Raw genomic sequence first — 19,921 nt, 5'->3', positions numbered from 1 at the left:
AAATAGGAGGTTTCACCATGGTAGTAACGAAAAATGTACAAATGTTGAAAAATTATATTGGCGGACAATGGATAGAATCCACAGGTAAACAAGTTGAAGATGTACCAAATCCAGCAACAGGCGAGATTATTGCTCGTGTGCCACTTTCGACTAAAGAAGATTTAGATAGAGCTGTAGCAACTGCGAAAGAAGCATTCAAAACTTGGAGAAGGGTCGCTGTACCTCGGCGTGCTCGGATTCTATTTCGTTATCAACAGTTATTGATTGAAAACTGGGAAGAGTTAGCAAAACTCGTTACCTTGGAAAACGGAAAAAGTTATAAAGAAGCTTACGGTGAAGTACAGCGAGGAATTGAATGTGTTGAATTTGCCGCAGGTGCACCTACTTTAATGATGGGAGAGCAACTTCCTGATATTGCGACTGGTGTTGAATCAGGGATGTATCGTTACCCGATCGGAGTAATCGCAGGAATAACGCCATTTAACTTTCCGATGATGGTGCCATGCTGGATGTTCCCACTCGCGATTCCATGCGGAAATACGTTTGTATTAAAACCATCTGAAAGAACACCATTGCTGGCTAATCGCATAGCTGAACTATTTAAAGAAGCAGGTCTTCCAGATGGCGTGCTAAATATTGTGCATGGTGCACATGATGTCGTGAATGGCATTCTTGACAATGAGGATGTGAAGGCTGTATCTTTCGTTGGTTCTCAACCTGTGGCTGAGTACATATATAAAACAGCGGCAGCTAACGGTAAACGTGTACAAGCTCTTGCGGGTGCAAAAAATCATTCGATCGTATTAAAAGATGCGGACCTTAGTTCTGCAGTGAAAGAAATTACAAGTGCTGCCTTCGGTTCAGCTGGTGAAAGGTGCATGGCGGCGGCTGTTGTTGTTGTGGAAGAAGACGTTGCAGATGAATTTGTTAATAGACTGCTTCAAGAGGCGAATGCTATTACGATTGGTAATGGGCTGGAAGAAGGTGTGTTCCTTGGTCCCGTTATTCGTGACGGACATAAAGAGCGTACACTCGGATACATTCAATCTGGTATAGAGCAGGGAGCGACACTTATTCGTGACGGACGTGAAGATGATGCAGCAAACGGTAACGGTTATTTTGTTGGCCCAACAATTTTTGACAATGTGACACAGGAAATGAAAATCTGGCAAGATGAAATCTTCGCACCGGTTCTTTCTATTGTACGTGTAAAAGACTTGATGGAAGCGATTCATGTTGCTAATGCATCACCGTTCGCAAATGGTGCATGCCTGTACACCGATAGCGCGAAAGCTATTCGCGAATTCCGTGAAGAAATTGATGCAGGTATGCTTGGGGTCAATCTTGGGGTTCCTGCTCCAATGGCATTCTTCCCATTCTCAGGTTATAAGAAATCCTTCTATGGTGATCTCCATGCAAATGGAAAAGATGGCGTAGAATTCTATACTCGAAAGAAAATACTAACGGCTCGTTATTGAAAGAGTGATATGAAAATATAAAAGAATGGAGTTGGTGATTGTGCAAGCGACAGAACAAACACAAAGTTTGAAACAAGCAGATGAAAAGTACCTTTGGCATGCAATGAAAGGAGCATCCCCTAATCCAACGAATTTAATTATTACAAAAGCAGAAGGAGCATGGGTGACGGATATTGATGGAAACCGTTATTTAGATGGCATGTCCGGTCTTTGGTGCGTGAATGTTGGCTATGGCCGAAAAGAGCTTGCAAGAGCGGCTTTTGAACAACTGGAAGAAATGCCATATTTCCCTCTCACACAAAGTCATGTTCCTGCTATTAAATTAGCAGAGAAATTGAATGAATGGCTTGAGGATGAATATGTCATTTTCTTTTCTAACAGTGGATCGGAAGCAAATGAAACGGCGTTTAAAATTGCTCGTCAATATCATCAACAAAAAGGTGATCATGGACGTTATAAGTTTATTTCACGCTATCGCGCTTATCACGGTAACTCAATGGGGGCTCTTGCAGCAACAGGTCAAGCGCAGCGAAAGTATAAATATGAACCACTTGGGCAAGGGTTCTTGCATGTAGCACCACCTGATACGTATCGTAATCCAGATGATGTTCGTACACTGGCAAGTGCTGATGAAATCGATCGTGTTATGACATGGGAGTTAAGTCAAACAGTAGCCGGCGTGATTATGGAGCCGATTATTACTGGGGGCGGCATTTTGATGCCTCCTGATGGATATATGGAAAAAGTAAAAGAAATTTGCGAGAAGCACGGTGCGTTGCTTATTTGTGATGAAGTTATATGTGGATTTGGCCGGACTGGGAAGCCATTTGGATTTATGAATTATGGCGTTAAACCAGATATCATTACAATGGCAAAAGGTATTACAAGTGCGTATCTTCCTTTGTCAGCAACAGCAGTCAGACGAGAGATTTATGAGGCATACGTAGGTAGTGAAGATTATGATCGCTTCCGCCATGTGAATACGTTCGGAGGAAATCCAGCTGCTTGCGCCTTGGCTTTGAAGAATTTAGAAATTATGGAGAATGAGAAACTCATTGAACGTTCCAAAGAATTGGGTGAACGACTGTTATATGAATTAGAAGATGTAAAAGAGCATCCAAACGTAGGAGATGTTCGCGGAAAAGGACTTCTTTTAGGTATTGAACTAGTGGAAGATAAGCAAACAAAAGAACCTGCTACTATTGAAAAGATGAACAAAGTTATTAATGCTTGTAAAGAAAAAGGGCTAATTATTGGTAAAAATGGTGACACTGTTGCAGGTTACAATAATATTTTGCAGCTTGCTCCTCCATTAAGCATTACAGAGGAAGACTTTAATTTTATCGTTAAAACAATAAAAGAATGTTTAGCTCAACTTTAATTAGTTATTGATAAATTTTGCTGGAAAGCGGAACAGCATCCCAAAAGATATATCTTTAAATATGGAACGAATCACTCTAAAAGAGTAATTCCGAAAGGGCTGAGTTTATGAAAGCTGATGTTGTATTGATAAATGGAGAAGTTATTACAGTAGACAAAAAGAATACAGTGGCCGAGGCTGTAGCAATAAAAGATAATCGTATCGTAGTTGTTGGTTCACATCAGGAGGTTAAGAGTTTTATAGGAGAAAAAACGGATGTAATTGACCTGCAAGGAAAAACGCTTCTTCCTGGATTCATTGATTCCCATCTTCATCTCATTTCTTATGGGCAAAATCAGTTGGCTGTCAGTTGTAAAGCTGAACATATTGATTCTATCGAGGCTTTGTTAGATGATCTGAAAAAGAAAGCCTTAGAAACGCCAAAAGGTGAATGGATACGTGCTTGGGGCTTTAATGAAACCGCTGTGAAGGAAAAGCGTTATCCGACAATTACTGAGCTGGATGAAATTTCAGTTGAACATCCTATTATGATAACTCGTACTTGCCACCATATAAGCGTAGTGAACAGCAAAGCATTAGAAATTGCGCGAATTAACGAGAACACACCGAACACGAGTGGGGGAGTTATTGAAAAGGATCAGGCAGGAAAGCTTACAGGAAAGTTAATTGAAGCAGCAAATATGAGTATGAGCGAGGTTGCCAGTTATAAAGAAAGTGAAATGATGAAGGCAGTAAAAATTGCATCAGATCATTTCGTTGCAGCTGGCATAACGAGTATACATGACGCAGGTGGAGATGGACCTGAGAGTTTTCGTTTACTACAACAAGCTGTGAAGAGTAGGGATATTCGTGTCAGAATATATGCAATGATATGTCAAATAAATAACTCCCATGAATTTGTTAATAAAATGGTCGAAGCTGGTGTGGTAACTGGTACCGGAGATGAGAGATTTAAAGTTGGACCAGCTAAATTGTTTACAGATGGAAGTAGCACGGGTCCTACAATTGCAACCCGCAAGTCATATTCTAGTGACTCTAACAATTATGGTATTCTTTATTATAGTGAGGAAGAAATCTATCAAGTTTTAGGTGAAGCACATAAAAAAGGCCATCAAATCACTGTACATGCACAAGGTGATAAAGCTATTGAAATGTATTTAAATTGTGTAGAAAGAGCGCTAGAGGAATCGCCAAGAAAAAATCACCGTCATCGGATTGAGCACGCGGGAATTTCTTCACCAGATTTACAAGAGAGAATGAAAAACCTCGAGATAGTTCCAATTCCGAATCCTCCATTTCCATATGAATTTGGAGAGATATATGCAAGGCACTATGGTGAGCGTGTTAACCACATGTACGCTGCTCGTGATTTTATTGATCGTGGCATCATTGCAGCAGGTAGTTCGGACGCTCCAGTTACTGACTATAATCCTTTATTAGGAATTCATGTTGCTGTTAATAGAAAAAGTAAGTCTGGGATGGAGATTGGTGCGAATCAATCTATAAGCGTAATGGAAGCCATTAAACTATACACATGGAATGGCGCGTATGCGAGTTTTGAAGAAGAGATAAAAGGAAGTATAGAGGTCGGAAAGCTGGCGGATTTAGTTATATTAAATGACAGCATTTTAAGTGTCAATCCAAACCAAATTAAAGATTTAAAAGTAGAAACAACAATTATTGATGGAGAAATTATCTATCAAGAAAAACAATCAGTGAAAATGTAACGAAATGCCCCCCGATTGTTAGATTGGGGGGCATTTCGTTGCTTAGTTGAACTTTTTAATCCTGTCTAATCATTAAGGTACGAATGCAAGGAGTATTTTCCATCTGCATACTTTCCTTCTAAGGCAATTGTATTAAGGTATTATCTTTTTTAAAACGCCTTAAATTTCTGAGAGAATAAAGTGAAACTTTAATCAGTGGGGTTTTGTTCATCCCTCACCAATCGGGCTTCCCGTTAATGCGGGATAAAAAGGATATTCGTCTACTAACAAATATTCAGATCATGAACACTAGAAAACAAATACAACCTATCATATAATTGAAAGACTATATTGTAAAATCAATGTTAATATTACCCTCCTATAAGTATTAACATGCGTAATTGAGGTGTTTTCTTTGTTGTTTTATGATCGAATTTCTATAATGGCCCCTCCTGTTCCGTAGCTAAGAAAGTCTATTCATTTCTGAGATTTTCAAAGTTATAGGAGGGTATTAAAAATGAAAAAAGTCTCAGTACCATCACTTTGGTTAATGATTATTCTTGTGGCATTTCCGCAAATTAGTGAAACAATTTACACACCGTCTTTACCAGACATTTCAAAGGCGTTACATGTAAGTAATAATGAGGTGCAGTTAACGCTTAGTGTTTATTTTGCTGGATTTGCTTTAGGCGTATTTTTTATTGGATGGTTATCAGATATAATTGGTCGTCGCCGGGCAATGTTATTTGGAATTGTCGTATATAGCGCTGGGAGTTTCTTATGCTTTATTGCAAGTTCCATTGAATTTTTATTGCTAAGTCGTTTTATTCAAGCGTTTGGGGCAAGTGCAGGATCAGTTGTTACACAAACGATTCTTCGTGAAAGTGTAGATGGGTATAAACGTCATGTTATGTTTGCTCAAATTTCGGCAGTCATTGCTTTTACACCAGCGATAGGACCGTTAATTGGTGGCTTTCTTGATCAAATGTTTGGGTTTAAAATAGTATTTTTAAGTTTAGTAGTTATGAGCGTCGGAATTTTGCTGTATACGTTTGTTTCTCTTCCAGAAACAAAAACGGACTCAGTGACGAATCAAATAAATGTGTTTTCTGTTTTAAAACGGTTGATTACAAATCCGAAAGTAGTAACATACGGTCTATTAATTGGAGGAGCGAATGGTGTTTTATTTAGCTATTATGCAGAAGCGCCGTTTATCTTTATTGAATACTTTCAGTTATCGCCTAGTATGTATGGATTTTTAGGAATCGTTGTCGCTTCTGCTTCAATTATTGGGGCGAAAGTTTCAAAACGTTTACTGGCTACTTATAAACCAGAGAAAATTATATATATCGGTTGTCTTGTAATGACAGGGGGAGCTATCCTTTTAACTGTTATTACTTCAGTTGGATCAAATCCAAACATAATATATATGATTGGATTTTTAGTATCGATGTTTATATTGCTATTAGGAATTGGGATAGCGTTACCGAACTGTTTAAGTTTAGCATTAGTAGATTTTCAAGATGTCATTGGTACAGCAGGTGCATTGTTTAGCTTAGGATACTATGCAATTGTAACGGTGACAATTTGGGGAATGAGTCAGCTTCATACAGGTTCGTTGATGGTGATGCCACTTTATTTTCTGGCTATTGTAGTTATCATGGTGGTGTTTACTAAAGTATTTATTTTTGGTAAACAAACTTCAAAAACGATTTAAATATGAAATGGCAAAAGAGTCTCATTTTTTAATGAGACTCTTTTATATTTTATGAAAAAATATAGGTATGAATATGTAATTAATGTTGAAATATAACAAAGTTGTATAGTTATAGTTTTTGGGAGGGTTAAATATGTTAATGAATCTAGTATGTACTTTACTAATCATTTCCGGATTTACTATATTTGTAAGAAAAACTTTCATTGTCAACCACTATCTTTGTAATTTAATGGCATTCTTTTGTGCTTATATGACAACATCTTCTTATATGTTAAATCAACTTTCATTAGTGAAAACAATAGTTGTGCTAGTTTTGTTGTTTATAACTTTAGTTCTCGTATACTCACATTTCGATATTAGAGGCCTAGCTTTTAACGATTATACAGTGTTTAATTTACCTTCTAGCCGAGTGAATATATTAGTGAAAGAAGGGCTTACTGAAGCAAATATAGAATTTACTTTGGATAAAAATAATATATATTTATCAGGATCTCCTGTTAAAATTCGAATATTAAATAGGCCATTACATACAACTAATATTTTATTTAAAAAATGTCCAGATGATATGAAGGGGAAAATTAAAGATATTATTGAGGAAAAGATAAAAGCTGAAGAGAAGAGTTTTCCGCTTTCGGATGTATTGTTGATTGCTTTAGGAGGACTAATATATTTCATAAAATAGTAGTATTATGAAATATTTTTGTGATAAGGTTCGAATTTTCAATTAGAATGAGGTGGAATGCATGCGAAACTTAGTAAATAAACTAAATGTTAAAGCAACTGGACAAGAAGATTTACAACAAATTTTAAAACTATGTACAATTTATGATCAAGCCATTTACGGTGAAGTTAATACAACGGTAGAGGATATTAATAACTCATGGAAAGGTATTGATGTTAGTAAAAGGTCTTATGTTGTTATGAATGAAGAAGAAATAATCGCTTATGGAATTTTGACAGGGAATGAAGGGCAGTTTCCATCTGCCGTATTTGTAAACCCTGCTTATATAAATCAAGGAATTGAACATGTAATATGGTCAAAGCTTGAAGAGCGTGCTACGGGGCTTGTAAGTAATTCCTCTTGCTTAAATGGCACGATTGTAACACAAGCAAATAATTTCTATGAGGAAAAAGTATTAGAAGAAGATGGATTTATCCCAACTCGTATATGGTGGGGGATGGGGATTGAATTAAAGAGAAATGTTCCATCGCCACTATGGCCAAAGGATGTTATAGTGCGACATTACATACCAGGTTTAGATGATGAAAGATTACATCAAGCTTTTAATGAAGCATTTGCAGACCACTGGAATTCGCATCTTTCTACGTTAGAAGAGTTTTTGCAGCGTACTGAAAGAGCTGGGTTTCATCCTACGTTATGGTCACTAGCAATGGTTGAAGATGAAGTAGTGGGATTTATTTTTAGTAAAAAGGGTACTGATAATAAAGCTGAAATTACTCACTTAGGTGTAAGAAGTTCTAAGCGGAAACAAGGATTAGGATTGGCGTTATTACACCATGCATTCGGGCAATTGTATGAAGAGGGGATTTCGAAAGTGAATCTAAATGTAGATTCTGAGAATATTACAGGTGCACCTCGCGTATACGAAGCAGCTGGAATGGAAGTAAAGAGTAAATTCGTTCGCTTTGATAAGGAAGTCCGTGCGAAGGATGTATATGGTATGTAATTTTACTAATATATTATATTTCCAGGTGAGATGGAAATGTAATTCATTTAAATGATGGACAATGACGTTATCAACTATAAATATTGAAGTACATGCTGTATAAAACCGAGGAAGATATGATCTCCTCGGTTATTTATATTGTAATAACATTTAAACTAGAATCATATTGAATAGATGTATTTTATTTCTAATTAAGTTAAAAATTAAACGTAATCATGCATATTAATTTATTGAAAAAAAATTGAATTTTTCAGATAAATGAATTAATATGAAATAAGTAATTTTAAGATTTATAGAATATTGGAAGATGAAAGGTTTTGAGAATTTTGTTAGGGGCAAAAAACGATTTTAGGATAGCTTTAAAGCTAGTGTAAAATGACGTTTGCTTCATCATTTTCAGGGCCGAAAGGAATTAGGGGAAAGCATCTTGTTTTAAAATGCGGCTATGAATCATCTAAGAGGGGGAAGTGAAGTGGCAAACAAAGAATTGAAAAGAGGTTTAGAAGCACGTCATATTCAAATGATTGCTTTAGGCGGAACAATTGGTGTTGGTTTGTTTATGGGATCAGCCAGCACGATTAAATGGACAGGTCCGTCAGTAATGCTTGCTTATGCAATTGCAGGTATTTTTATCTTCTTCATCATGCGTGCCATGGGAGAAATGTTGTACATGGAGCCAAGTACAGGTTCATTTGCGACGTTCGGTCATAAGTATATTCACCCGTTAGCTGGTTATATGACAGCGTGGAGTAACTGGTTCCAGTGGGTTATCGTTGGGATGTCAGAGATTATCGCAGTTGGGGCGTATATGAAGTATTGGTTCCCAGATTTACCAGCCTGGATACCGGGTGTTATCGCAATGGTTATTCTTGGTGCAGCTAACTTAATTTCTGTTAAATCATTTGGTGAATTTGAATTTTGGTTTGCGATGATTAAAATCGTTACGATTTTATTAATGATTATTGCTGGATTTGGTCTTATTTTCTTCGGAATTGGTAACGGCGGAGAAGCGATTGGTATATCAAACCTTTGGGAAAATGGCGGTTTCTTTACAGGTGGTTTTTCAGGATTCTTCTTTGCATTATCACTTGTAGTTGGAGCGTATCAAGGTGTGGAATTAATCGGGATTACTGCTGGTGAAGCGAAAGATCCGAAGAAGACACTTACAAGAGCAATTCAAAGTACAATTTGGCGTATTTTAATTTTCTATATCGGTGCTATTTTCGTTATTGTAACTGTTTACCCTTGGGATCAATTAAGTACAATTGGTAGCCCGTTCGTAGCGACTTTCGCGAAGGTTGGTATTACGGCAGCTGCTGGACTTATTAACTTCGTTGTTATTACAGCAGCGATGTCTGGTTGTAATAGTGGTATTTATAGTGCTGGACGTATGCTGTATACGTTAGGTGTGAATGGACAAGCACCGAAATACTTTACGAAGATTTCTAATAACGGTGTACCTTTATTCGGTACAGTTGGTGTAATTATCGGTTTAGCGGTTGGTGTTGTATTAAGTTATATCGCACCGAAAAACTTATTCGTATATGTATATAGCGCGAGTGTACTTCCTGGTATGGTACCATGGTTCGTCATTTTAATTAGTCAAATTAATTTTAGAAAAGAAAAAGGAGCAGCGATGAAAGATCATCCATTCAAAATGCCATTTGCTCCTGTTACAAACTATTTGACGATTGCCTTTTTAATTATGGTATTAATCGGAATGTGGTTTAACGATGATACTCGTATTTCACTAATTGTAGGTATTGTTTTCTTAGCTATCGTAACAATTAGTTTCTATGCTTTCGGAATAGGGAAGCGTGCTCCGTTAGATGTTCAAAATGATCAAGAGATTTCAAGTAAATAAAAGTAAAAAAGTCCGATTTCATATTTAGAAATCGGACTTTTTTATTAAAACTTTTCTAATACAATTTTCCCAATTGTACGCCCACCCTCAAGTAATGCATGTGCTTTTTTTAGATTTTCTGCATGTATCGGTGTTAACGTATCGTTTAAAGTTGTATGAAGGATACCTTCATCTAATAATTCGCTCACTTTGTTTAATAGTTCGTGCTGCGTAATCATATCGCCAGTTTCATACATCGCTTTTGTGAACATAAATTCCCAAACTAGTGTGGCGCTTTTACTTTTTAAAATGCCCATCTCAAGAGGGTGCTCATTTTCTACGATAGAGCAAATTTTTCCTTGTGGTTTAATGAGGTCACATATTGCTTGCCAATGTTGATCTGTATTGTTTAAGCAGAAGATGTAATCGACATCTTTTAGCCCAAGTTCTACTATTTGCTCTTTTAAAGGTTTGTGATGGTTGATTGTATGATTAGCCCCAAACTTTTTCACCCAGTCTATCGTTTCTCCGCGTGAAGCAGTTGCGATTACATTTAGTCCAGCCCACTTCGCAAGCTGAATTGCGATGGAACCTACACCACCAGCTCCGCCGATGATTAAAATGTTTTTAAATGAGTTTTCACTTTTTTTAGAGTAATCAATACCTAAACGTTTAAATAAACCTTCCCACGCTGTGATGGCTGTTAAAGGAATTGCTGCAGATTCAGCATCACTTAACGCTTTTGGTTTTTTACCAACAATTCTTTCATCAACTAGATGGTATTCACTGTATGTACCTTGCCTTGTAATGCTTCCAGCGTAAAATACTTTATCGCCTTCTTTAAATAACGTACAACCTTCGCCCGTTTGTACGACAACACCACTAGCATCCCAGCCAAGTATTTTTGCTATATCTTCTTTTTTATCTTTCGGAGATCGAACTTTTGTATCAACTGGGTTAACGGAAATAGCGTTAATTTTTACAAGTATATCTCTTCCTGTGGCAACAGGTCTTTCAACTTCAATATCAATTAAACTGTTTTCTTCTTCAATAGGTAAGTATTCATGTAAACCAATTGCTTTCATTTCTATTCCCTCCATTAAAGTAAGAGTTTTTCTCTTTTATTATAGGGGGGAAAGATTGGTATGTAAAAAAGTATACTTTAATTATTTTTGTGAACTTGGAAATTTTTTAAAATATTAAGTATATATGGTATATTTTTGATAGAAAACATTGCGAGGTGAATAGCAAATGACAATGCAATTAAGAAGAAATGACTATTTTGTAGTAACGGCAATTATTATCATGTACTTTTTCATCGGTCACTTATTCGATATTGATATATTGAAACTTATGACTATTTATAAAGATGGTTTCAGCGTTAGTTTCTTAGGGATTGCTATATGTTACATCTCGATTGTTTTAGCATGTTTTACTATTCGGAAATTGAAAAAATAGTAAGTAAAGATGGAATGATGGTCTAGAAGGATTTTATTTCTAGAAAGAAGAATTTTTACTGTGTGTCTTATTCAAAATTAAATGTAAAGGTGGATACATAATGACGGTAAAGAAGCTTTATTTCGTACCAGCTGGTCGTTGTATGTTAGATCACTCTTCTGTTAATAGTACGCTCACACCGGGGAATTTATTAAACTTACCAGTATGGTGTTATTTATTGGAGACTGAAGAAGGACCTATTTTAGTAGATACAGGTATGCCAGAAAGTGCGGTTAATAATGAAGGCCTTTTTAACGGCACATTTGTTGAGGGGCAGATTTTACCGAAAATGACTGAAGAAGATAGAATCGTAAATATTTTAAAGCGTGCAGGGTATGAGCCAGAAGACCTTCTGTATATTATTAGTTCTCACTTACATTTTGATCATGCAGGAGGAAATGGTGCTTTTACAAATACACCGATTATTGTGCAGCGGACTGAATATGAGGCGGCACAACATAGTGAAGAATATATGAAAGAATGTATATTGCCGAATTTAAACTACAAAATCATTGAAGGGGATTATGGAGTCGTACCAGGTGTTCAATTATTGTATACACCAGGACATACTCCGGGGCATCAGTCACTATTCATTGAGACAGAGAACTCTGGCCCAGTGTTATTAACGATCGATGCATCGTATACGAAAGAAAATTTTGAAGATGAAGTGCCGTTCGCGGGGTTTGATTCGGAATTAGCTTTATCTTCAATTAAACGTTTAAAAGAAGTTGTTAGGAAAGAGAACCCAATTGTTTTCTTCGGACATGATATAGAGCAGGAAAAGAGCTGTAAAGTGTTCCCTGAATATATATAAAAGAGAAAGTCATGAGCTAATGTGCCCATGACTTTCTCTTTTATATAATCTTTTTAAATAAGCTATATACTTTTTTCGAATTGCCTTCATTTAATTGATAATAAGTAAGATCTATGTCATCAGGACTGTTTTGATGAGCAATCATAATTTCACTACTGTTGTTATCTACTATCCAAATTAAATATTGTTTATAAGTCCCATCTTGGAAAGTAATCCACATGTTACAATCTACTAGATCAGAACCTTCTTCATCTAGCGTTAAATCGCCTTTTTTTGCTGTATTCATACTGTTAATGAATGTTTTTAATTCATCTGTTTTTGTAAGGAAGATAGATTTTTTTGTTTTAATTGACTCTACATGTATATCTTTTATTTCCTGTTTCCCTAAAAAAACAGGAGGTGCATCTGGGTCTCTTTGAGTTGAAATAATAGTAGCTTTCTTTTTTGGTTTACTTGCTGTATAGAGATCTTGAATAGATTTTCCAGAGTTTAAAAACCATACGGTTCCAAAAATAATTAATGCGCTACCTATCAATAAAATGATTTTCTTAATAGGGTATTCTCCTCTCTATTACTTCGTGTGAAGAGCTTTTCTATTAATATATGATAGGTAAGCGCAAAGTATTATAGTTGAACGTGTTTATTAGGCAAAGTTTTAATAGGGCGATCAACAAGTAAATTGTAAGTAAGTCCTATTAATACGAAAACACCGCCGATAATTTTTCCAGTTGAGAGTTCATTTGACAGGAAGAAGTCAATGATAGTCCCCGCAAATAATTGTCCGATAAAGATGAGTAACGTTAAATAAAATGCCGATATTTTAGGAGTAATATAGTTGGATAATGAAATAACGATAACGCCTACTAATCCGCCTAAGTATACAGCGATAGGAATAGATCGCAACGTATGACTAGGAATATAAAATGAATCTGAACTGAAAATTAAAAATATCATAGAGAAAAATAATCCAGTAATATAATTGAAAAATGTACCTTCCCAATTCCCAATTTTCTTTGCTAAATTCGCGTTAATAATTCTAGCAACAACGATAGAAACACCAGCTAAAATAGCGATACAAATATATAACATTTTCTTACCCCCATTAATAAATTGTCATGACTATAATCCCAGAAGAGATGAATAATAATCCAATTAGTTTTTTCTTTTCGAACTTTGCAACTTTCATTCCTAATAAGCCGAAGTGATCAATAACAATTGCAGCAATGGATTGACCGAGTAAACTTAATGCGATTGTAATAGAGGCACCAAGGGCGGAGAAACTTATATTATTAAAAAGAACAGTGAACACCCCAATCGCTCCAGCGCTATATAAAGCAAGTGGAATACCTTTATCAAAATGGATTTTATTTTTGTTTATGATTAAAACGAAAATAACTGCAATTAAACCGACAAGGTGAATGACAACGCTCGCTGTGTACTTGCCAATTAACTCAGATAAAATCCCATTCAATGGAAGCATAACGGCGATGAGCACACCAATAAAGACAGAAAGAAAGTTATACAATGTAATAGCCCCTTTATATTTCATATTTGTAATGACTGTATCATGCTGAAATTGTGTATTACTATGACATATGTCATAGTGGAAGAAGAAAATTTTAATTACAATGGGGATAGGTTGTAAAGGTGGGGGAACTATGAAGAAAGTATGTAATTCTATTAAATTAGCAGAGTATATGAAACAAAATAATATTGACTCATTTTTTAGTAATGATATGAAGCCATATATGGAACTTTTATTTTTTAAAAAGAATGAGTTTATTTGTAGAGAAAATGAAGAGATAGATTATTTATATTTTTTTGTTGAAGGAAAAGCGAAAGCGTTTAACACATTAAGTAACGGGAAATCGGTATTATTATGTTTTTATGATAGTTTGCAGTTACTAGGAGATGTGGAGTTAATTCATTCTCAAAAGACTGCTTCAAACGTACAAGTAATGGCTGATTCGTATTGTGTTGGTTTACCTTTAGGGAAAGTGAGAAACCAATTATTTCATGATGCGAAATTTTTACGATGTATTTGCGGATCGTTAGCACATAAATTAAATCGTCTTTCAAAAAATAGTACAATTAATTTACTATATCCACTTGAAAATAGACTTGCGAGTTACATGTTAGCAGCAGGGGAACGAGCGGCTCAGTATGGAAATAGAATTGTGTTTAGTGGGAATTTAACGGAAACAGCTGAATTGTTAGGAACGAGTTATCGGCATTTATTGCGCACTTTGAATATTTTTTGTGATAAAGAGATAATCAAGAAAAATAATGGTTGCTTTGAAGTAGTAAACGTGGATGTTTTGAGAGAATTGGCTGCGGATGTTTATAAATAGGAGAGGATTATAAATGATTACACCTATATTTAGAATTTTTGATATTGAAAAAGCTCAGTTGTTTTACTTTTACTTTTTAGGATTTAAACTGGATTGGGAACATCGGTATGAGGGGAATATGCCATTATATATGCAAATTTCGTTACATGATGCTGTGATACATTTATCAGAACATCATGGGGATGCTTCACCAGGCGGTGCGATTCGGGTGAAAATAGAGGATTTAAAAAGTTATTATGCTATTTTATCAAGTAAAGATTATGCTTATCCAAAACCTGATATAGAGAGAACACCTTGGGATACAATGGAATTAACTGTGATTGATCCGTTTTTAAATAGAATTATATTTTATGAGGAGCGGGTTTAGAAATTGAGATGACATAAATAATTTATCAAGGTAGGTGTAACAATGAACAGAAAAATAGCGATAATTTCGGATATTCATGGGAATAGTCACGCTTTAAAATCTGTATTAGAAGATATTGAGCGTCGTAAGGTCGAAATGATAATAAATTTAGGGGATAGCGTGTATGGGCCGTTAGATCCTTTAGGGACAATTGAAATATTAATGAATAACGAGATGGTATATATTAAGGGGAATTGTGATCGCATGCTTTGGGAATCTATACAAGAGCAGTCTGCTACACTAACTTTTGTCCAAAATCAATTAACAAAAAATCATATAGATTGGTTACAACAACATTCTTCACAATTTATTGTAGATGATATGTTATGTTGTCATGGCACACCTACTTCAGATGAGGTGTATTTGTTAGAAGAGATGAATGAAAGTGGTGCGGTATTAAAGAATGAAAAAAATATAATGGACCAACTCCAAAATATTGAGCAAAAAATAATAGTATGCGGTCATACGCATATTCCTAGAGTTGTTTATTTAGCAAACGGAAAGATTATTATAAATCCAGGGAGTGTAGGACTTCCAGCATACAAAGATGAATTACCTGTTATGCATAAAATGGAGTCAGGAACTCCGCACGCAAAATATGTAGTGATAGAAAAGGTTTTGGGAGAATGGATAATTGAACAAATTTCAGTTCCTTATAATTGGGAAGAAGCTGTTGGATTAGCTGCTCGACAGGAAAGACATGACTGGGCACAGGCGCTAAAGACTGGGAAGATAGAATGAAGGGGAGTTTACTTTATAGTAAACTGCTCTTTTTTATTTTGAGTAGATATTGAATTATATAAAAATAAAATGTTATGATTACGGAAACATATGAATACATGAACAAGTATTCATATGTATAAAAGAAGGAGGGATTAGAGTGAAAGACCTAATTATTATTGGAGCTGGTCAAGCTGGATTAACAATGGGATACTACTTGAAGCAAGAAGGATATAATTTTTTATTACTTGAGGCAGGAAAGCGAATTGGTGATTCATGGAGAAACAGATATGATTCTTTGCAGCTTTTTACCCCAAGGTCTTACAGTAGTTTGCCGGGGAGGGCATTAATAGGTGGGAAAAATGAATTACCACATAAAGATGAAATTGCAACGTATTTAGAAGAATATGCAAGGCACTTTAAATTACCGGTCCAATTGCAAAACGAAGTTTTAAAAATAAAGAAAGAAAAAGATATATTCGAATTACATACTCCTAGAGAAACTTTACAATCAAAAAAGGTTGTTATCGCAACAGGTGGTTTTCAGCAACCGTATATCCCCTCATACTCACAACGTCTTTCATCGCATGTTTTTCAAATACATTCATCACAATATAAATCACCACCGCAAATTCCTAAGGGAAAAGTACTAGTAGTAGGTGGTGGGAATTCAGGAATGCAAATCGCAGTAGAACTTGCAAAAACTCATGAAGTTACAATGTCTATCAGTCATCCTTTAACATTTCTACCGTTACATCTTTTTAGAAAGAGCATTTTTAATTGGTTAGAAAAATTGGGTTTATTGTACGCTGAAGTAAATACAAAGAGGGGAAAATGGTTTCAAAAGAGGAAGGATCCTATTTTTGGTTTTGAAGGTCAAGAACTTATTCGTAATGGAGCAATACAACTACAGGAAAAAGTAGTAAGTGCATCAAAAAATAATATTATGTTTCAGAATGGTGATACATATAGTGCAGAAAGTATTATATGGTCAACTGGTTTTGCTTCAGATTATAACTGGATTGAAATAGAAAAGACAGTGAATGAGAAAGGATTTCCTAATCATGTAAAGGGAATAAGTCCCGTAAGAGGATTATATTATATCGGTTTGCCGTGGCAATCTCAAAGGGGCTCTGCACTTATTTGTGGTGTAGGAAAGGATGCAGCGTATTTACTTTCTGAAATCAAAAAAATAGATCAGTAGCAGCAACTACTGATCATCCATATGTACATGAATTAGGAGAGGTCAAACATTTATTAACTTTATTATAATAGATTTTCATAGATTTAAAAACTGAAAATTCTAATTTTATGTTGAGAAAGTTTTTTGTATCGAAATATATGAAAGAATAGGAATTTTTATTAAAAGGAAAAATGATATTTATATTTTAGTAAATTATGATATAGTCTAAAAAAGAGTCTTTTCCATAAATGTAATTAATTTTATTTTAATTTCATTTATGTGAGGGAAGGAGAAGTAATTATGAAGTTTGATGATCAACGCTTACTAGGAGTACGATTAGGATCGGTACTCGTAACAGAAGAAAATCAATATTTAGTAATTAAGAAGAAAGATCATTATGCACTATTAAATATACATAATTTAGAATGCACACATGTCGAAGTACAGCTAGAACATATTGAAGAACTGTTGCATGAAGATTTCCAAGAAAGTATAACGGAGATTATCGCACCAGAACATATAAAAATTGTTGCGAAAAATGTTATATAAAGAAAGAAGCTGGAAGGAACAGCTTCTTTCTTTTCATTATAAGGATAACGTTTTTAAAACCTCGCCAATAATTCCTTCCATTTGATGAACACCTAAATCAGAGTTTGTCATAATAACAGCACCATTACCTTGGTATGGATAGCATACCATCATACATTGAAATCCAACGCCCCATCCATATGAATAAATTTGTAAGTCTTCATTAGAATCATCTAGAAAAACACCTAACCCAGTCCATTTTGAGCAACCTTGAGGAGAAATCATGTCTTGTACTATTTTTTGAGAAAGTTTTAGTTTGCTATTTCCATGTAAGGAATGAATGAGTTCGATTACTAAAGTTGATAAGTCAGTTGGTGTTGTCCAAATGCCTGAAGCTGCTGGGAATGGATAAAATGGATACTTCTCATTTGTAACGGTGCCATCTTTATTATGTCCGCAAGCAAATGTATCTAATTTATTTATATCTTCAGTAGGGAATACCGTACTATTCTTCAGTTGAAGTGGCTGAAAGATATATTCTTCAAGTAAAAGATTAAATGGTTTTCCAGTTATATTTTCAAGTAGTAGTTCGATAATACAAAAGTTTGCGTCAGAGTAGTGAAATTCGCTTTCTGGTTTATAAGCTGCTTCTATCGGTACTGGGCAATATAATGTTTTACCAGCAAGGAGTTCAGACATGTTTGGTCGCCCTTGTGCAAGTGTATAATGTTCAAAACTATTAGGAGGATCAATGATTCCAGATTGATGACTTAATAAGTTTCACAACGTGATTTTTTTCTGTGAAGTAAATAGATTGGTAGGGATGTTCCAAGATGTGAGTCTATCATTTACGTATTCATCTAAATGTACTATGCCTTGATTACATAATTTTAGCGTGAGTATGGCGGTGATGAACTTGCTAATAGAACAAGAATTGAATATGGAATCCGTAGTGACAGTTCTAGTTGTTCCGGATTCAAGTGTTCCGAAAGCAATCGCCTCGTCTAGTTTGCCGTCACGTATAGCGGCAAGACTTAAACCTGCAACGGAATATTGGTTCATTTTCTCGTATATATCGTTACTTTTTAATTTCATAGTGACTCCTTTCTTCGAAAAGACAGAATGTTAATTCTATTATACAGTAGTAAATAGATAGAATGAGAGAAAAAGAAAAAACTTCATCTTTTATCGATGAAGTTTTTTAGTTAATTCGAAGTGAATGCTTTAAAAAATTTATCCCGGTACATGTACATTAACCATGAGGCTGTTAGTAAGGAAATAATGCTTACTTTGTTTTTTATGGGCGCATTGAAAACAAGCCAGCCAACGATATCAAATAATAAATGTAGTGCGATTGAAAGAACTACAAATTGTAGTAACGTCTTAAAAAATCTTTTCATAAAGTGCCCCCTTAAAATAAAAGGTTTTATCAACAGTGTTGTATATTACTATTATACATTAAATGTGTTTCATGGTAAAATTTACATAAGTTAGTGGAATAAAACAAATGAAAGCTAATGAGGAGGGATAGTCATGGAATTTTGGATGATCATACCGATAGCGGTCTTTGGGTTTATTTATATCGTTGAAAAATTAAATAGAATCGAAAAGAAAACGGATGCCCGTTTAAAGAGGATGGAAGATAGATTACAGCTAATTTCGAAAGAAATGGGAATTATAGATAGAGAACCTGAGATTAATAAAGAATTACGCCAGCTTGTGGAAGAAGGAAAAACAGTTACAGCAATTAAGAGAGTAAGAGAGGCTTTTGGATTTTCATTGTTAGAAGCGAAGCAATATGTTGATAAGTTATAAAAAAGATCATCCAATTGGATGGTCTTTTTTTACTGAACCATACGTGTATTTGTATAAGCAGCGATTATAACGTGGCCAATAATAATGATGGGAAATATAATTTTAACATTAGGAGTAATGAAGACACTGCCAATTGTGGCAATAACACCAGCAGTTAAATTATAAAGACCAACTATTTTTGATAACTTCACTTTATCTGGCACACGGCGTTCATTGAATCCTGATAAGAGCCAAGTGTATTGCTTTACTCCGATGAAATATGCTAGTGCAAATGAAATGATTGCTAGTATGAATAATGATGGGGAAGCGAAGAGAGTCATTAAAAACACCTCCGTTAATAGGCTATAAATAAATTATAGTATGAATGTTATAATTTAACAAAATACATTTTTGATTTTAAATGTAATAGAAAAACGGAGTATTTGTGATGAAGGGAGATTAAGTATGAATATAGTGGAATTCCAGAGATATGTATCAAATTTCAGTAAAGAAAAAGGATTTCAAGATACAACAATTGAAGAGCGTACGATGTATGCGATGGCCGAATTAGGTGAATTAGTGGAAGTTATATTAAAGCGTGATAAAATACAAGATTCGAAAAGAGAGATTGGTTTAGAAATGTTTGATGTAATTTGGAATGTATGTGATTTAGCAAATAAGTTAGAAATTGATTTAGAGAAGGCGTTTGAAGAAAAAATGATGATTAATAAAAAACGTGAATGGTAAAAGGAAAGTTAAGTTAAAAAGCGTACAAAATTTTGTGCGCTTTTATTAATTTCATGAAAAATAGGTAA

The 19,921-nt window shown here is 34.9% G+C and carries 22 protein-coding genes and 1 pseudogene; 16 read left to right on the top strand and 7 right to left on the bottom strand.

Features of this window, described 5'->3' with window-relative positions:
- Nucleotides 1–17: 17 nt before the first annotated feature.
- From JDS80_RS07295 to JDS80_RS07265, 7 genes are all read left to right on the top strand, one after another.
- Complete coding sequence (locus tag JDS80_RS07295) at nucleotides 18–1,478, top strand: CoA-acylating methylmalonate-semialdehyde dehydrogenase (protein ID WP_199637766.1); 1,461 nt, start codon at nucleotides 18–20, stop codon at nucleotides 1,476–1,478.
- 25 nt (nucleotides 1,479–1,503) lie between these two features.
- On the top strand, nucleotides 1,504–2,859 hold the full coding sequence (locus tag JDS80_RS07290) for an aspartate aminotransferase family protein (protein WP_199637764.1): 1,356 nt from the start codon (nucleotides 1,504–1,506) through the stop codon (nucleotides 2,857–2,859).
- Between the two features lie 107 nt (nucleotides 2,860–2,966).
- Nucleotides 2,967–4,586 carry an amidohydrolase gene (locus tag JDS80_RS07285; protein WP_199637762.1) on the top strand — a complete coding sequence of 540 codons (1,620 nt, stop codon included), beginning with the start codon at nucleotides 2,967–2,969 and terminating at the stop codon, nucleotides 4,584–4,586.
- Between the two features lie 496 nt (nucleotides 4,587–5,082).
- Nucleotides 5,083–6,282: a multidrug effflux MFS transporter gene (locus JDS80_RS07280; protein WP_199637760.1), complete on the top strand. Its 1,200-nt coding sequence runs from the start codon at nucleotides 5,083–5,085 to the stop codon at nucleotides 6,280–6,282.
- Between the two features lie 133 nt (nucleotides 6,283–6,415).
- Complete coding sequence (locus tag JDS80_RS07275; protein ID WP_199637758.1) at nucleotides 6,416–6,964, top strand: hypothetical protein; 549 nt, start codon at nucleotides 6,416–6,418, stop codon at nucleotides 6,962–6,964.
- A gap of 61 nt (nucleotides 6,965–7,025) precedes the next feature.
- On the top strand, nucleotides 7,026–7,970 hold the full coding sequence (locus tag JDS80_RS07270) for a GNAT family N-acetyltransferase (protein WP_199637756.1): 945 nt from the start codon (nucleotides 7,026–7,028) through the stop codon (nucleotides 7,968–7,970).
- A 472-nt stretch (nucleotides 7,971–8,442) separates the two neighbouring features.
- Nucleotides 8,443–9,834, top strand: coding sequence for an amino acid permease (locus JDS80_RS07265; protein WP_199637755.1), 1,392 nt, complete (start codon nucleotides 8,443–8,445; stop codon nucleotides 9,832–9,834).
- Between the two features lie 44 nt (nucleotides 9,835–9,878).
- On the opposite strand, the gene JDS80_RS07260 is transcribed toward JDS80_RS07265, so the two are convergent.
- Entirely contained in the window at nucleotides 9,879–10,898 is a 1,020-nt protein-coding gene (locus tag JDS80_RS07260) for a zinc-binding alcohol dehydrogenase family protein (protein ID WP_199637753.1), read from the bottom strand.
- Nucleotides 10,899–11,064: 166 nt separating this feature from the next.
- Here JDS80_RS07260 and JDS80_RS07255 point away from each other — a divergent pair, with 166 nt between their 5' ends.
- Nucleotides 11,065–11,271 (top strand): hypothetical protein, encoded by a 207-nt coding sequence (locus tag JDS80_RS07255; protein WP_071747547.1) that lies wholly within the window; start codon nucleotides 11,065–11,067, stop codon nucleotides 11,269–11,271.
- Between the two features lie 100 nt (nucleotides 11,272–11,371).
- Nucleotides 11,372–12,124, top strand: a complete 753-nt coding sequence (gene aiiA, locus JDS80_RS07250; protein ID WP_199637751.1) for a quorum-quenching N-acyl homoserine lactonase AiiA — start codon at nucleotides 11,372–11,374, stop codon at nucleotides 12,122–12,124.
- A gap of 40 nt (nucleotides 12,125–12,164) precedes the next feature.
- Here aiiA and JDS80_RS07245 read toward each other — a convergent pair whose 3' ends face one another.
- From JDS80_RS07245 to JDS80_RS07235, 3 genes are all read right to left on the bottom strand, one after another.
- Complete coding sequence (locus JDS80_RS07245; RefSeq protein ID WP_097832590.1) at nucleotides 12,165–12,659, bottom strand: hypothetical protein; 495 nt, start codon at nucleotides 12,657–12,659, stop codon at nucleotides 12,165–12,167.
- Between the two features lie 89 nt (nucleotides 12,660–12,748).
- Complete coding sequence (locus tag JDS80_RS07240; RefSeq protein ID WP_199637750.1) at nucleotides 12,749–13,213, bottom strand: DMT family transporter; 465 nt, start codon at nucleotides 13,211–13,213, stop codon at nucleotides 12,749–12,751.
- 13 nt (nucleotides 13,214–13,226) lie between these two features.
- On the bottom strand, nucleotides 13,227–13,673 hold the full coding sequence (locus tag JDS80_RS07235; RefSeq protein ID WP_199637748.1) for a DMT family transporter: 447 nt from the start codon (nucleotides 13,671–13,673) through the stop codon (nucleotides 13,227–13,229).
- 109 nt (nucleotides 13,674–13,782) lie between these two features.
- Here JDS80_RS07235 and JDS80_RS07230 point away from each other — a divergent pair, with 109 nt between their 5' ends.
- The 5 genes from JDS80_RS07230 (at nucleotide 13,783) to JDS80_RS07210 (ending at nucleotide 17,333) form a co-directional block, all read left to right on the top strand.
- Entirely contained in the window at nucleotides 13,783–14,475 is a 693-nt protein-coding gene (locus tag JDS80_RS07230; protein WP_199637746.1) for a cyclic nucleotide-binding domain-containing protein, read from the top strand.
- A 13-nt stretch (nucleotides 14,476–14,488) separates the two neighbouring features.
- The gene (locus JDS80_RS07225) at nucleotides 14,489–14,842 is read left to right on the top strand and encodes a glyoxalase superfamily protein (protein WP_199637745.1); all 354 of its coding nucleotides are present in this window, start codon (nucleotides 14,489–14,491) and stop codon (nucleotides 14,840–14,842) included.
- 42 nt (nucleotides 14,843–14,884) lie between these two features.
- Nucleotides 14,885–15,622, top strand: a complete 738-nt coding sequence (locus tag JDS80_RS07220; RefSeq protein ID WP_199637743.1) for a metallophosphoesterase family protein — start codon at nucleotides 14,885–14,887, stop codon at nucleotides 15,620–15,622.
- A gap of 139 nt (nucleotides 15,623–15,761) precedes the next feature.
- Nucleotides 15,762–16,805 carry an NAD(P)-binding domain-containing protein gene (locus tag JDS80_RS07215; RefSeq protein WP_199637741.1) on the top strand — a complete coding sequence of 348 codons (1,044 nt, stop codon included), beginning with the start codon at nucleotides 15,762–15,764 and terminating at the stop codon, nucleotides 16,803–16,805.
- A 279-nt stretch (nucleotides 16,806–17,084) separates the two neighbouring features.
- Entirely contained in the window at nucleotides 17,085–17,333 is a 249-nt protein-coding gene (locus JDS80_RS07210) for a hypothetical protein (protein WP_025150487.1), read from the top strand.
- A gap of 36 nt (nucleotides 17,334–17,369) precedes the next feature.
- Here the strand turns inward: JDS80_RS07210 and JDS80_RS07205 are convergent.
- Nucleotides 17,370–18,407, bottom strand: a pseudogene (locus JDS80_RS07205) (serine hydrolase domain-containing protein).
- A 110-nt stretch (nucleotides 18,408–18,517) separates the two neighbouring features.
- The gene (locus JDS80_RS07200; RefSeq protein WP_199637740.1) at nucleotides 18,518–18,712 is read right to left on the bottom strand and encodes a hypothetical protein; all 195 of its coding nucleotides are present in this window, start codon (nucleotides 18,710–18,712) and stop codon (nucleotides 18,518–18,520) included.
- 133 nt (nucleotides 18,713–18,845) lie between these two features.
- Between JDS80_RS07200 and JDS80_RS07195 the strand changes: the two genes are divergently transcribed.
- Nucleotides 18,846–19,127, top strand: coding sequence for a hypothetical protein (locus JDS80_RS07195; protein ID WP_199637738.1), 282 nt, complete (start codon nucleotides 18,846–18,848; stop codon nucleotides 19,125–19,127).
- Nucleotides 19,128–19,156: 29 nt separating this feature from the next.
- On the opposite strand, the gene JDS80_RS07190 is transcribed toward JDS80_RS07195, so the two are convergent.
- The gene (locus JDS80_RS07190) at nucleotides 19,157–19,447 is read right to left on the bottom strand and encodes a DUF3784 domain-containing protein (protein ID WP_199637736.1); all 291 of its coding nucleotides are present in this window, start codon (nucleotides 19,445–19,447) and stop codon (nucleotides 19,157–19,159) included.
- Between the two features lie 124 nt (nucleotides 19,448–19,571).
- Between JDS80_RS07190 and JDS80_RS07185 the strand changes: the two genes are divergently transcribed.
- Complete coding sequence (locus JDS80_RS07185) at nucleotides 19,572–19,853, top strand: MazG nucleotide pyrophosphohydrolase domain-containing protein (RefSeq protein WP_199637734.1); 282 nt, start codon at nucleotides 19,572–19,574, stop codon at nucleotides 19,851–19,853.
- Nucleotides 19,854–19,921: the final 68 nt, after the last annotated feature.

It is taken from the genome of Bacillus cereus group sp. N8, from assembly GCF_016483685.1.
Classification (GTDB): domain Bacteria; phylum Bacillota; class Bacilli; order Bacillales; family Bacillaceae_G; genus Bacillus_A; species Bacillus_A proteolyticus.
The sequence above is the reverse complement of the archived record's forward strand: the minus strand, read 5'-3'. Positions and strand labels throughout refer to the sequence as shown.